Here is a 13,984-nt window from a genome sequence, read left to right as displayed (position 1 = left end):
CTCCTTCATCGGGCGAGCCAGAGATCAACCTGACTGATGCCATCACAGAGGGCTTTAAGGAATCGGGCTGCTGGAGCTCCGTCAACTACCTGGTGATTAATCGTAAGACTTAATCCGATATGGGGTACAAACTGTATTTCGCTTGGTTCGAGAGCCCCATTAAGGGTCCCCGCTTGTGCAAGTGGTTTAAGCTCCACTCCACATACGCCAAGAATTGCAACTTCCGGTATATTGATGACCGGAGTAAAGCTTTCAATGCCCAAATTGCCTAGGTTTGTTACTGTGAAGGTCGATCCAGACAATTCATCGGGGGTGATAGTCCCCTGTTGGCAGGCTGACGCAAGCCGCTTTGCTTCTGCTGAAATTTGAACCAGGCTGAGTTGATCCGCATTACGAATCACCGGGACCATAAGACCCCGGGGGGTATCTACCGCCATGCCAAGATGAACCTGTTTGTAGGTGATGAGGGTGTCATCGTTTTTATGAGCATTCATAAAAGGATAGAGAGGTAAGATTCGGGATACCATAAACAACACTAGATCGTTAAGGGTAATACCAGAAAGTCCTAAATCCGGTTGAGAGGTTTTAAAACGCTGCCGCAAATCGAGCATTCGATCTACACGGGCGTGGCTGTTGAGCGTAAATTGGGCAGTACTCGATAGAGACTCGAGCATCCGGTCTGCAATGAGCTTTCGTATGCCTTTGATGGGTTCCTCGGTGATAGCAGAGGCAGCCCCTCCTCGAATTACTGCCCCCATGGCCTGAGGCTCTTGTGTCTTTTCTGTACTATTTTGATCATGCATTCCCCCCTCTGCGAGGCCTGTTTTCAAATCTGCGGTTCGAATTCTAGATCCGATTCCAGATCCTTCTGTTGGCAATAAGTCTGCTGTACCACCTTCTGCTACGGCGGCCCGGGCAGCGGCGGTTAAGGGTTGCCGATATTCCAGAATTGACTGCACATCCCGTTCAATTATTCTGCCGCCAGGTCCTGTACCTGAAACTCCTGTAAGGTCCAGGGCTGCCCGGGCCGCCAGGTTCCGTGCTCGGGGAGATACTGGCATGGAGCCGTCAATGGGCTGTTCTGTGTTGAGTGTTTCCTGGTCAGCGATAGTTTTTTCTGTGATACCTTGAGCATTTGCCAGTATTGTTTGCCAATCCTCGCCGGCTTCTCCTATAATAGCAATAGGTTGCAGAACCGGTACATCATCCCCTGCTTCATGTAAGGTTTTTAAGAGCGTCCCCTTCGCACCAGCTACAACTTCGAAGGTTGCCTTATCCGTTTCTACATCACAGAGGGGAGTATCTTCCAATACTTCATCTCCTTCTTTCTTATTCCAACCGACAATGATACAGGATTCAACCGTATTACCTTGTCGTGGCATAATAACGATATGGGCCATTATTCCTCCTTATGTTACTTGCACCGATATAGAAGCTTCCTGCAATTCCGTAATCGCCTGGGAACTGAGGTTGCGATCCGTTATAATAAGCGCTACTTCCTGCAAGGGAAGCACACTAACAAAACCAACTTTTCCGTACTTGCTCGAGTCGGCAACCAAAATGGTCTGTTCTGCATGGGCTTTCATGGCTTTTACAATCTCTCCACCTTCTACAAGGTGCGTTGTCATTCCACGATGCAGGCTAAAACCATCGGTTCCGACAAAAGCAAGACGCACATTCAGCCGGCTGATTGTTTCTAGCGTTATTGGTCCTACTAATGATTCCGTAGGGCGCCGAAATTCACCGCCTGTCATAGTGATTTGTAAAGCTGGATTCATACGGGCATAAGAAAAAACGAGCGTAGAGTTGGTAACAATATGCACATCCCGTTTACCTACCAGATAACGGGCGATGAGTGCTGTGGTAGTTCCTGCCTCGATCATAATCACATCACCATCTTGAACCAGCTCGGCCGCAGCCCTGGCGATTGCCTGTTTTTCTTCTGTATGAAGCCGTTGTCGTTCAAGAATATCTCGATGATATGCTGGAGCCGCTCCACCTCGAGTTCGCTGAAGCCATCCCTTTTCTTCGAGGCCTTTCAAATCCGATCTGATTGTTACTTCCGATAACTGTAACTCTGTTGCCAAATCAGTAACCGATATTGAGCCCAGTTGTGAGAGTTTATCGAGAATTAATCGTTCTCTTTCATTTAAACTTTCATTCATATTTCTATCCTTTTTCGAAAAGATTATGAAATCTTTTCAAATATATTATGAAATATATAAAAACGCAAGGGTTGAAAAAGCTTTTTTAACCTTTTTTTGTCATATAAACAGTCTTTAATATCTACTATGTTTATGCTACAGTCTGCCCATGAGGGTTCCCTATTTACTTGCTCCCATGGCAGCCCTAAGTCACCGGGCTCTGCGTCAGCTTATTGATGAATTTGGTGGCTGCGATGAATATTTTTCTGAAATGCTCAGTGCCCCATCCCTTTTGGCAGCCAATCCATTAGAAATCTATTATCTTGATAACGGCCCAGTGCCGGATAAACTGGTGTATCAGCTGGTGGGCTCCGATGCGGACACCCTTACGAAAGCCGCTGAACTTCTGGATGTCCGGGAATGCCGGGGAATTGACCTCAATATGGGCTGTTCCGCACCGGAAATTGTCCGCATCGGAGCCGGTGTCTGGTGGATGGACCATCCCGACGAAGCCTTTTCCCTAGTAGGCCGCCTCAGACATGCAATTCGCCACCACCGGTTCAGTGTAAAATTGCGGCTTGGTTCCGACGATAATCTGGACCGCCTGGTGAGCTTCTGCCAGGGGCTTGAACGGGAAGGTGTGGACCTCATTACCCTCCATCCGCGGACCAGCAAGGAAAAGCTCAAGCGCCGCGCGCGGTGGACCGCCGTGGATGTAGTGAAGAAGGCCCTGACTATTCCTGTGGCTGGCAATGGGGATATAGAAGACGCATCTCAGCTGGTCCACCGCGCGAAAGGCGGCTGTGACGCTGTAATGGTAGGCAGAGCTGCGGTAAAGGCCCCCTGGATTTTTGCCCAAGCCCGATCGCTGGAAGGTCTGCGGGAGCCCCTACCTGCCATCGATCTTCTGGCTGTGGCGGACCGTTTCCTTGGGCTTTTAGAACAGTACCAGCCCCCGGAGTATTTTGAAAGCCGGGCAAAGAAGTTTTTCCTGTATTTCTGCGACAATCTTACCTGGGCTCACCATGTACGGACCCTTCTAGGGCGGGAACGGGATCGTCGCGGCATGATTGGTGTGCTGGAGGATTACTTTGCCCAGGACGGCCGGGATCGGTACATCCCGGCTTTCTCTGGTCAAAATCTGACAGGTACAAATCTGACAGTTTTGTGATGGCGCGGCTGTTTTAAACCTGTAAGGCCTGGCGGAAATTGGCGATAACCTGGTCCACCGCAGGCCGGGCATCTACATCAACTAAAAGACCCTTCTTCCGGTAGTAGTCGATGAGGGGCGCGGTCTGGGCCCGGTAGACCTCGAGCCGTTTCTGGATTGCTTCTGCCTTATCGTCGTCCCGGGTATACAGCTCGCCGCCGCACAGGTCGCAGATTCCTTCCTTTTTGGGTTTGTTAAAGAGAATATGATAATTAGCACCGCAGTTCTTGCAGACCCGGCGTCCCGAAAGCCGTTCAATCACCGCTGAGTCGGGAATGTCGAAATTTACCACCCGGTCTACCTTGGAAAAGCCTTCCAGGGCTTCTGCCTGAGCAATGGTCCGGGGGAATCCATCCAGGATGTATCCCTTTTGGGCATCGGCTTGGGCGAGCCGTTCCCTGACGAGGGCGATGGTGGTTTCATCATCCACCAGCTTACCCGCATCGATGATTTCCTTAACCTTAAGGCCAAGGGCGGTTTTATTGGCTATGGCGGCTCTGAAAATGGCCCCGGTTGATATGTGGGGAATTTGCAGGAACTCCACCGCCTTTGCGGCCAGGGTTCCCTTGCCTGCTCCGGGAGGTCCGAGAAAAACTAGCTTCATGGGTTTGCTCCTATTTGCACCCATATTGCACTAAATATATCGATAACGCAAGGGTTGCAGAAAAAAAGCCGCAGCTTACATAGTAAGGTGCGGCTTGGAAAGGTGGGTAGTGAGAACCTCATTAACCTAAGGCGACGTCTAGGGTCATCATCACCGCAAACCCAAGCATGAGGCCCAGGGTCGCGATGTGCTCATTTCCTTCCCGGCGGGATTCGGGAATTACTTCCTCGGCTACTACATAAATCATCGCTCCTGCGGCAAAGGCGAGGGCGTAAGGCAGAATGGGATGCATAACCGTTACCAGGGCTGCCCCGGCTACGCCGGCAAAGGGCTCTACAATACCTGATAGCTGTCCATACCAGAAAGCCTTACGTCGGGTAAGCCCATCCCGGCGAAGGGGGATGGAAACTGCAGCGCCTTCAGGAAAGTTCTGTAGTCCGATGCCGATGGCAAGGGCTACTGCACCGGCCAGGCCTGCAGAGGGAATCCCGGCGGCGACAGCCCCAAAACCCACACCGACTGCCAGTCCTTCAGGTATATTATGGAGGGTAATGGCGAGGACTAGGAGAATAGACCGTTGCCAATTGGTTTTTATACCCTCTGCTTCACTCCGGTCATATTCGATATGCAGGTGGGGGAGCAGCCGGTCGACAACCCGGAGAAAGAGGCCCCCCAGAAGAAAACCCAACACTGCGGGTATCCATGGGATGCCACCCATAGACTCAGAAAGTTCTATCGAAGGAGCAAGCAGGGACCAGAAACTGGCCGCAATCATGACACCTCCGGCAAAACCGAGCATGGCATCCAACACTTTTCTGTTAATCGATTTAAAAAAGAATACCGTACCGGCTCCAAGCGCAGTTACCCCATAGGTAAAGAGCGTGGCTACCAGAGCTTGTGGTACGGCACTTAAAGAAGCTAACCATTCCATATACTTAAATATATGAAAAAAGCAGGGATCAGGGCAAGGTAATATCTCATAGCCAGGGGTCTCTCAAAATATAACCGAGTATTTAGATGTGCCCTTGATTGACATCATGGGATGGGAAAATTAAACTAGGACTAACATAAACATCCTGGTTATTCAGGGGGGGGACAATGTTTATAAAATGGATCATTAAGCTTTTTAAAGCATTAAATTCGAATCAAAACCCGAAGGAGATTGCATCCGGTGTTGCCTTTGGTGTTTGGTTAGCTCTGTTGCCATCACAAAATCTCTTATGGCTTCTTATTTTTTGCTTAGTATTTTTTCTGCGAACAAATTTGGGCATAATGTTTATAGTTATAGCCCTATGTAAGCCCTTAGCTTTTATATGTGACCCCGTTTTGCATACCCTGGGTTACGCTGTCCTTACTCATAAAAGTTTCTATGCTTTTTTTACCAAGCTATATAATGTTCCCTTTCTATTTTTAACTCGTTTTAATAATACGATTGTATGCGGCGCGTTTCTTGTGGGGTTGTTTTTATGGATCCCGTTATTTTTAGTATTCACCTTTCTAGTTAAGAAGTATAGGGATACTTTCATGGTCATGATTCAAAACAGCAAAATTTATAAGGCTTTTATGAAAAGCCCGCTCATTTCTACTTTCTATAATCTTGCAAAAAAAACTAAGGATATTTCTTCAGCCCTTTAACGGATATCTGCAAGGAGTGATACATGGCTCAGAAGATAAAAATTCCTTCTCTTTTTAAAAAACCTCTTAAGGAGAAGGTTTTTCAACATAAGGTTCTTAAGAAAATATATATTAAAGCGGATGTTGATTTTATTAACCAATTATTCTTTAAAAATGAGAACGGTTATTATCAACTTAAAGATACTATTTCTCAAGCCGATGCGAATCGCCTTAAAAAAATTGCAGATGCAGTTAAAAAAAACAAAGGGGTGATTGATCCAGTACGAATAGGAATATTGTTGTTCCTTTTAGGTACTGTAGTGGTGTTTTCCCTTTTTTTTAAAAACTCTTTAGCAAAAACCATGATAGAAAGGGGGCTTGAAAGTATTTTTAATGCAAAGGTGGAAGCCCAAGGTGTTCAGGTGGGATTGGTTAAAGCCCATATCAGCTTAAACAGGCTGGTGATAGCAAGTGATACTGAGCCATTTAAGAATCTTGTAGAATTTGGAAAAACAGAAGTACGTTTATTAACCTCCGAGTTGTTCAGAGGAAAAATTATTATTCAAAACATTGAGTGCCAAAATATTCAGTGGGGCACAGATCGTAAGACTGATGGCCGTTTAAAAAAGAGAACCGACTCGAGCATCCCAAAGCAACCTAAAGATAACAAATTAGTGCAGAATTTATTGGATTTTTCAAATATACCGGTAGAGCGGATTATTGAAGAACAGACTGCAAATCTTAAAAGCTTGCAATTATATAATGATTTAAATACCGAAATTGAAAAATCAAAATTAAAATGGGAAACTACTTTACAAGAAAGCAAAAATGATATCGAAGTTGTGAAAAATAACATTGATGAAGTTAAAAAGATTAATGTTGCTTCGATAAAAAGCTTCAACGAAGCCCAGGAGGCTTATAATAAAGTTAATGCCCTCTATCCCATGGTACAGGATTTACAAGTAAAAACTTCACAGATTAATAAGGATATTACTGCTGAATATAAAAATATTGAGCTAAAATCAAAAGAAGCAAAGGATAGTATTACCAAGGATATTGACTATCTTAAATCATTTCTTAATTTCTCTAATGGAAAAACAACAGGAATTGTTGGCCAAATAGTATCAGCTTATTTAGAAGAAAAACTGGGGAAATTGTATGTATATGCAATGAAGGGGCTTGAACTATCTAAAAATATAAAGACTAATAAGGATGAAAAAAAAGTTAAAAAAGTTGAACCGCAAAGGAAAGGTTATTCGGTTTATTTCCCAACCAAGAATTATCCAAGATTGTTAATTGAAAATATAGGATTTTCTACAAAGGACAGTAAAACAAAGGTATCAAATATAGGATGGATAAAAGATATTTCTAATGATCCTGATGTATGGGGAAAGCCAGTCACCATGTTATTTAATCAAACCCATGATTCCAAGTCATTTTTAATTAATGGTTATATTGATGGAAGAACGAACAGCGAAAATAGTTTGAGCGCTACAATAGAGATGCAGGGCTATCCCTTTACGATTGATGAGGGATTAGATTCTATAGGTTTAAAATCTATTACAGGTACTTATGCTGTAAAGAATACTTTTGCAGTTAAACAAGAAGGTAGTGTTATTGGTTCTGCAGACGTGAGTACTCATTCTGCCCATATTGAAACAGCAGATCCTAATCATATTGTTGCCAAAGGGCTTGTCAAAGCTTTTCATGAAACACCGGTAATTTCATTGCATGTTGAATATGTTATTCATCAAAATCGTACTATTTCGATGAATATAGGTTCTAATCTCGATACTGTGCTGGCAAATGCATTTTCAAAAATATTTAATGAAATGACTCAAGAAGCTGAAGTTCAGCTTACTCAAGCTTTCTATAATAAATTGGAACCGGAACTGAAGAAAAACAAGGAAGTTTCTGAAGCGTACAAGCTGCTTAATATAGATTCTCTTGAAAAAATTAAAGATGTAAAGGCTTTAGAAGATACGCTTACTGCAAAGAAAAAAGAACTCGATAGTTATAGTAATAAAATGAAAAATCAGGCAGCCGATAAAATAAAAGATCAAGTAAAGGATCAAATTAAAGAAATACCAAAAATCCCCAAATTTTAATTAACGGCATCTCTAAAAAGAGCTTGTCTCAAATTTGGTGAAACTAGCAATGAGTCTTGGCGGGTGTATATGAAAAAACGATGTAAAGGACAGCTTACTGCTCTGTCATACCAATGATACACGCCGATCCCTTTGACCGCATCCTCATCTCCCAGGCCAGGGCAGAAGCATTGCTGTTTCTAACCCATGATGCAAAGCTGACTGCATATGGAGACGAAGTTCGGCTGGTATAAAGCCTTAAAATAAAAGCAGTCCCGTACCATTCTCGAGCTACGGGACAGTTCTACGGGTGTGTTATCAACTGCAGCCGGTGGTACTACCGCAGGTGTCGCATTTGAGACAGGTGCCGTTGCGGACCAGGGTGAAGTAGCCGCAGACGGGGCAGGGATCCCCTTCGTAGCCCTTAACCCGGGCTTGGGCGATTTTGATGGCCTGCTCTGCCTCTAGTTTCGCCTTGGAGGATTTCTGTACATCCACAAGGCCCGCTGATCCTGCGGTTTCGGTGTTTTGAAACCCCGTCGAGGCAGTTGCCCCGGTTCCATTCTTTCTGTCGCGTATAGCCGCCTCAGGCTGTGCCTGTTCGCCCTCTTCTGCCTCTACTGGTACAGTGGCTGGCCGGTGGGGTCTGAATCCTGCGCTGACCATGGTATGGCCATTCCCGTTATCGCTCTTGGTGCCGGTAGCCAGGAGGTCCTCCGGTTTTACCTGTGCCAGGTCGGTGCGGCGCAGGTAGCTGATGGCCAGATCCCGGAAAATATAGTCGATCACACTGGTGGCCATCTTTACATAGTCATGGCCCTGGACCATGCCGTTAGGTTCGAAGCGGCTGAAGGTAAAGGCATCTACATATTCTTCAAGGGGTACACCGTACTGGAGGCCCAGGGAGACGGCGATGGCAAAGCTGTTCATTAAGCTTCGGAAGGCGGCCCCTTCCTTGTGCATATCCAGGAATATTTCACCAAGGCTGCCATCTTCATATTCACCGGTCCGGATAAAGATGGAGTGGCCCCCGATTTTCGCTTTCTGGGTATACCCGGTGCGGCGGTTCGGCAGGGGTTTCCGTACGCCCCGCAGGTCCCACTTGTTGGTTAAGCGCTTGCCTTCGGGGCTCAGGATGGCACCGGCCATGTCGGCTTTTGCAGTGCCGGCGCGGGCGGGACCTGCGGTGTCTGCACCACTGTCCAGGTCCTTCTGCAGGGCCAGGAGGGTATCTGCCAGGGGGTCAGTGCCCGGTGCAAAGGATGAAAGGGGCTGGGACAGCTTGGACCCGTCCCGGTAGAGCGCGACGGCCTTGATTGCCCGGCGCCAGGAGAGCATGTAGGCCCCCTTAACGTCTTCATAGGTGGCACTGTTCGGCATGTTGATGGTCTTGGAAATTGCGCCTGAAATAAAGGGCTGGGTTGCAGCCATCATCTCGATATGGGCAGTCCAGGAAATGGACCGTTTGCCGTTTTTACCCGAAGGGGTAGCGGTATCAAAGACCTTGAGGTGTTCTGGTTTGAGGGTAGGGGATCCTTCGACCCCCATGGTTCCGCAGGCAAAGGTTTCTGCCGCATCAATTTCTTCAGCGGTGAATCCCAGGTGCTTGAGGAGACTGAAACCCGGGAGGGCCCAGGTAGCCTCAGGAATTTTGAGGGTCTGTTCCACAAAGTCCCTGCCGATAATCCAGGGGCTGAAAATCGATTCCAGGGAGAAGGCAGTTTTTACCGCCTCTTCTACCTTGGCAAGGACCTCATCGGTAAAGCCCCTGGCTTTCAGGGTTTCCAGGGACACCCCCGGTGCATCCTTCAGGGTCTTGTGTCCCAGGGCATAGGCGACTACTTCTTCGATTTCTGCCGGGGCGTAGCCCAGAGCTTTCAGGGCAGGAGGGACCGACTGGTTGATGATCTTAAAGTAACCGCCGCCGGCAAGTTTTTTGAATTTAACCAGGGCAAAGTCCGGCTCAATGCCGGTGGTGTCGCAGTCCATGAGGAGCCCGATGGTTCCCGTCGGCGCGATCGCGGTAACCTGGGCATTCCGGTAACCGAACTGATTTCCCAGTTCCAGGGCTTCGTCCCAGCATTTCCGTGCCGCGGCGAGGAGATCTGCAGGGCAGGATTCGGCATCGATACCGACGGGAATTGTATGGAGACCTTCATATTCTTCCGGTTTTGCATTATATGCCGCCCGGCGGTGATTCCGGATGACCCGGAGCATGGCTTCCCGGTTTTCCGGATAGCGGAGGAAGGTGCCAAATTCCTTGGCCATCAGGGCGGACTGTTTATAGGCTTCGCCGGAAAGCATGGCTGACAGGGCTCCCGCCACCGCCCGGCCTTCCCTGGAGTCGTAGGCCAGGCCCATCACCATGAGGAGGCTTCCCAGGTTGGCATAACCGAGGCCTAGGGTCCGGTATTCATAAGAAAGTTTGGCAATCTGGGGTGAGGGAAACTGGGCCATAACTACAGAAATTTCGAGCACCATGGTCCAGATCCGGATCGCGTGGAGATATCCATCAATATGAAAGGTTCCTGTTTCCGGATTATAGAGGGTCAGCAGGTTGATGGATGCCAGGTTGCAGGCCGTATCATCGAGGAACATGTATTCCGAACAGGGGTTGGATGCGCGGATTTCTCCTCCCGCGGGACAGGTGTGCCAGTCGTTAATCGTGGTATGGAACTGGAGCCCCGGGTCGGCACATTGCCATGCAGAACGGGCAACCTGGTCCCAGATCTTGCGGGCCTTAACGGTCTTAACCATGGTTTTATCGGTCCGGCCGGTGAGCTGCCAGTCCGCATCATCCAGGACCGCCTGCATGAAGGCATCCGTAACCCGGAGGCTGTTGTTGGAGGACTGACCCGATACGGTGTTGTAGGCCTCATCATCCCAGGCGGTGGAAAAAACCGCAGGATTGACCGTATCGTCCCCCTGTTCGAGGCGCCGGAGGAGCTGGTACAGGTAGGTTGGAGGAATCTGGTCCCGGAGGGCAGCGCGGAGGGCTGCAGCCAGTTCATGATTTTTGAGGGCGTTAAAGCGGTCTTCATCGGGCCCCCGGAAGCTCTGAACTGCCTTTTTTACCCCATCCAGGTGTTTTTTTATGATGACCGAACCGGTTGCCATAGCGGCTACCTTGTGTTCTTCTTCGGCCTTCCAGTCGATGTATTTTTCCACGTCCGGATGGTCCGCATCCAGGGTGACCATCTTGGCCGCCCGCCGGGTGGTGCCACCGGACTTTATGGCCGAGGCGGACCGGTCGCCGATTTTCAGAAATGAAAGGAGCCCCGAAGATACCCCGCCGCCGGAGAGCCGTTCATTGGCGCCGCGGATTTTGGAAAAATTGGATCCCGTTCCGGAGCCGTACTTAAAGAGCCGGGCTTCCCGGGTGATGAGGTCCATAATGCCCCCTTCGTTTACGAGGTCATCTTCTATGGAAAGGATAAAACAGGCGTGGGGCTGGGGCCGTTTGTAGGCCGAATCGGACTTTTTCAGTTTCCCTTCGGTGGGATCGAAGTAATAGTGCCCCTGAGCCGGTCCGTCGATGCCGTAGACCGCATAGAGTCCCGTGTTAAACCACTGGGGGCTGTTGGGGGCTGCCATCTGGTGGGCCAGCATGTAACAGAGTTCGTCATAAAAGGCCTTGGCATCCTCATCACTGTCAAAGTAATGAGACTGGCGGCCCCAATCCATCCAGGTGTAGGCCAGCCGGTGAAAGACCTGCCGGGCATCGTGTTCGGATCCATCTAGGGGGATGCTGTCCCCTGGATCTGTCCTCTGGGAGCTTTTCTCTTTCTTTTTGGGGACCCAGTGTTTCCATTCCAGGGCTTTGTCAGCGGGAACCCCGGCTTTCCTGAAATATTTCTGGGCAATGATATCGGTGGCAATTTGGCTCCAAAAAGAGGGAACTATGACCGTCTCTTCGGAAAAAATGAGGCGGCCATCGGGGTTTCGGATTTCACTTTTTCGTTTTTCCCAGGTTATGCCCTCATAGGGGCCCGATTCTGCTGTGGTAAAGAGACGATCAATTTTCATATTCTACTTCCTCTACTGGTAGCGTTTATTGTAGTAATACATACACCATATAAAGGGGTGTTGGCAAGAGAGATTTTCAAAGGTTTTATATATATCATTGTTTTAGTATTTAAACATTAATTAAAATGGATTACCGGTAAAATAACCTGCTTTAGGCTTTTCATTTTCCCTGGATTCGCCGTACAATACTATTATGGAAACAGACAACCGGAGCCAGGTGGACCTGATACGGGAAGCTTTTTATTATCAGAGCCGCTTTGATGGTACTACCATGGTGTTCAAGATTGATTTCCCTGTTACCGAGGACCAACAGTTTAAATATCTCATGAAAGACCTGGCCCTGCTGGCACAGACGGGGATCCGCATTGTCATTGTGCCTGGTGCTAAGGAATGGATTGATGCGGTTCTAAAAGAATATGATATTGAATCTGTCTATGAAGGTTCAGTTCGAATCACTACTGAAGACGCAATACCTTTTGTAAAAATGGCAGCCTTTGAGGTTGCCACCCGCTATATGACCGAACTGTCTGCAAGCCGAGTTGATGCAGTGATTGGCAATTTTGTCCGGGCTCGAGGGATTGGAGTTGTTAATGGCAGAGATTTTGCACATTCTGGTATGGTAGATAAAATACAGATAGAAAGTCTTAAAAAATTGATGGATCTAGGTATGGTGCCAATCTTGCCTTGTATCGGATGGAGTCCTGCAGGAAAGCCCTATAATTTACCCAGCGATGAAATTGCCCTTGCTGCTTGTCAGGCCTTGGGAGCGGTTAAGTTTTTTATTGTATCCAACAGGCCTGGAATATCTACAGAAACTTGTAGTATTCCCGAATCGGTCGTTTCTGGTTCATCAAACCGAATTGCAAGACTCACCCCTCAGGAAGCAGAAGAAATTATAAAGCTCAATGAAAAAAAAGCAGATGAACCGGCCTTAAAAGAACTAGCCCTGGCAATCCGAGCCTCACGCCTTGGAGTAGAACGGGTGCATATTGTTAACAGCCGGGAAGAAGGGGCGGTCCTGAGGGAACTCTTTTCTAACCTGGGCGTGGGTACCATGGTGTATGCCGATGAATATGAATCTATCCGGCCCCTGCAAGCTTCGGATGTGGCTGAGGTACTTCGGCTCATGGGCCCCCTTATGGAAAAGGGTATTCTCTTACAAAGGAATGCTGAACAGATTCTGGAAAGAAAGGATGATTATGTGGTGTATGAAGTAGACGGCTCGGTTCATGCCTGCGGGGCCCTTCACGATTGGGGAGAAGCCCAGGGGGAAATTGCCGCATTGGCAACGGATCCCCACTATACAGATCTTGGGCTAGGTCGCCGAATAGTTGGGTACCTGATAGACCGGGCCCGGAAACGGTCTTTCCGTAGGGTTTTTGTACTCACAACCCGAACCCATGATTGGTTTGAATATTTAGGGTTCCGTGAAATTCCTGTAGGAGAACTTCCGGAAAAAAAACGAAAGGTATATAATCAGGAACGGAGAAGCAAAGTTTTTGCCCTGGATTTATGAGCAGAAGCAGAACCTATACAGCCCTTGTACTCCAGGTGCGGCAAAGCGGTGAACAGAACCGAGAAGCGATCTTTTTTACTCTGGAAGAGGGTATACTGCGGGCCACACTTTTTGGAGGTCCGAAAAGTAAACTTCGATCCTATGTATCCCCCTTTCATCAGGGTAAGCTCTGGATCTACGAGGATCCGGTTAGGAACACTAAAAAAATAACTGATTTTGATGTACAATTCTGGCGGCCCACCCTTCGGGAATCCTATGCAAAACTTATGGCAGGTTCAACCATGTTGGAAATTGTTATTGCAAGCCAGGGAGGAGGTGGCACCTGGAAAGAAGCCTTTGAACTAACCACTGAGAGTATCGAAGTGTTGAATAGGATAACCGAAGCTAGTATTCCTATACTTATTACTTATTTTGTATGGAATTGGTTAAACCTGATGGGCATCCTTCCTGAATTAGACCAGTGTGAACGTTGTGCTTGCACAGTCCGAGCGGATGAAGTAGTATGGTACTCTTCTTCGGAACAACAGGTGCTATGCGATTTCTGTGCAGAACCGGTGAAGAAAACAATACAGACAGGGCTTTTCCCGATAAACGGGGGTGGGCGTCGGTGGATTTCCAGAATATTGGAACTTCCAGCCAGTCAGGTAGAGCGTTACCGTGTGGATGAGGCTACCCAGACACAAGTACAACATTTAGGTACAGCACTCCTGCAACAGACCCTTGGAACTCCCGTTCGCTATTGGGAAATCTTGTAAGACAGTCAGAAGGAGGACTCTAGTATCT

General features: G+C 47.9%; 10 protein-coding genes. 5 read left to right on the top strand and 5 right to left on the bottom strand.

Annotated features, from left to right (window positions below; translation table 11 throughout):
* Positions 1 to 5: 5 nt before the first annotated feature.
* Complete coding sequence (locus SPICA_RS10065; protein WP_013969400.1) at positions 6 to 1,400, bottom strand: dihydrolipoamide acetyltransferase family protein; 1,395 nt, start codon at positions 1,398 to 1,400, stop codon at positions 6 to 8.
* A 9-nt stretch (positions 1,401 to 1,409) separates the two neighbouring features.
* Positions 1,410 to 2,165: a DeoR/GlpR family DNA-binding transcription regulator gene (locus SPICA_RS10060; RefSeq protein ID WP_013969399.1), complete on the bottom strand. Its 756-nt coding sequence runs from the start codon at positions 2,163 to 2,165 to the stop codon at positions 1,410 to 1,412.
* A 148-nt stretch (positions 2,166 to 2,313) separates the two neighbouring features.
* Between SPICA_RS10060 and SPICA_RS10055 the strand changes: the two genes are divergently transcribed.
* Complete coding sequence (locus SPICA_RS10055) at positions 2,314 to 3,315, top strand: tRNA dihydrouridine synthase (protein ID WP_013969398.1); 1,002 nt, start codon at positions 2,314 to 2,316, stop codon at positions 3,313 to 3,315.
* 13 nt (positions 3,316 to 3,328) lie between these two features.
* Here SPICA_RS10055 and SPICA_RS10050 read toward each other — a convergent pair whose 3' ends face one another.
* Together SPICA_RS10050 and SPICA_RS10045 are read right to left on the bottom strand one after the other, a co-directional pair.
* Entirely contained in the window at positions 3,329 to 3,958 is a 630-nt protein-coding gene (locus SPICA_RS10050; RefSeq protein ID WP_013969397.1) for an adenylate kinase, read from the bottom strand.
* A 121-nt stretch (positions 3,959 to 4,079) separates the two neighbouring features.
* Positions 4,080 to 4,889 carry a ZIP family metal transporter gene (locus SPICA_RS10045; RefSeq protein ID WP_013969396.1) on the bottom strand — a complete coding sequence of 270 codons (810 nt, stop codon included), beginning with the start codon at positions 4,887 to 4,889 and terminating at the stop codon, positions 4,080 to 4,082.
* Between the two features lie 167 nt (positions 4,890 to 5,056).
* Here SPICA_RS10045 and SPICA_RS10040 point away from each other — a divergent pair, with 167 nt between their 5' ends.
* Positions 5,057 to 5,593 carry a TIGR03546 family protein gene (locus SPICA_RS10040; RefSeq protein WP_013969395.1) on the top strand — a complete coding sequence of 179 codons (537 nt, stop codon included), beginning with the start codon at positions 5,057 to 5,059 and terminating at the stop codon, positions 5,591 to 5,593.
* 23 nt (positions 5,594 to 5,616) lie between these two features.
* Complete coding sequence (locus SPICA_RS10035) at positions 5,617 to 7,680, top strand: TIGR03545 family protein (protein ID WP_013969394.1); 2,064 nt, start codon at positions 5,617 to 5,619, stop codon at positions 7,678 to 7,680.
* A gap of 297 nt (positions 7,681 to 7,977) precedes the next feature.
* On the opposite strand, the gene SPICA_RS10030 is transcribed toward SPICA_RS10035, so the two are convergent.
* Complete coding sequence (locus tag SPICA_RS10030; RefSeq protein ID WP_013969393.1) at positions 7,978 to 11,685, bottom strand: vitamin B12-dependent ribonucleotide reductase; 3,708 nt, start codon at positions 11,683 to 11,685, stop codon at positions 7,978 to 7,980.
* Positions 11,686 to 11,878: 193 nt separating this feature from the next.
* Here SPICA_RS10030 and argA point away from each other — a divergent pair, with 193 nt between their 5' ends.
* Entirely contained in the window at positions 11,879 to 13,201 is a 1,323-nt protein-coding gene (gene argA / locus SPICA_RS10025; protein ID WP_013969392.1) for an amino-acid N-acetyltransferase, read from the top strand.
* Positions 13,198 to 13,956, top strand: coding sequence for a DNA repair protein RecO (gene recO / locus SPICA_RS10020; RefSeq protein WP_013969391.1), 759 nt, complete (start codon positions 13,198 to 13,200; stop codon positions 13,954 to 13,956). Before argA ends, recO begins: the two co-directional genes overlap by 4 nt.
* The last annotated feature ends 28 nt before the right edge of the window (positions 13,957 to 13,984 follow it).

The organism is Gracilinema caldarium DSM 7334, from assembly GCF_000219725.1.
Classification (GTDB): Bacteria; Spirochaetota; Spirochaetia; order Treponematales; family Breznakiellaceae; genus Gracilinema; species Gracilinema caldarium.
This window is presented reverse-complemented; position numbering and strand designations above follow the sequence as displayed.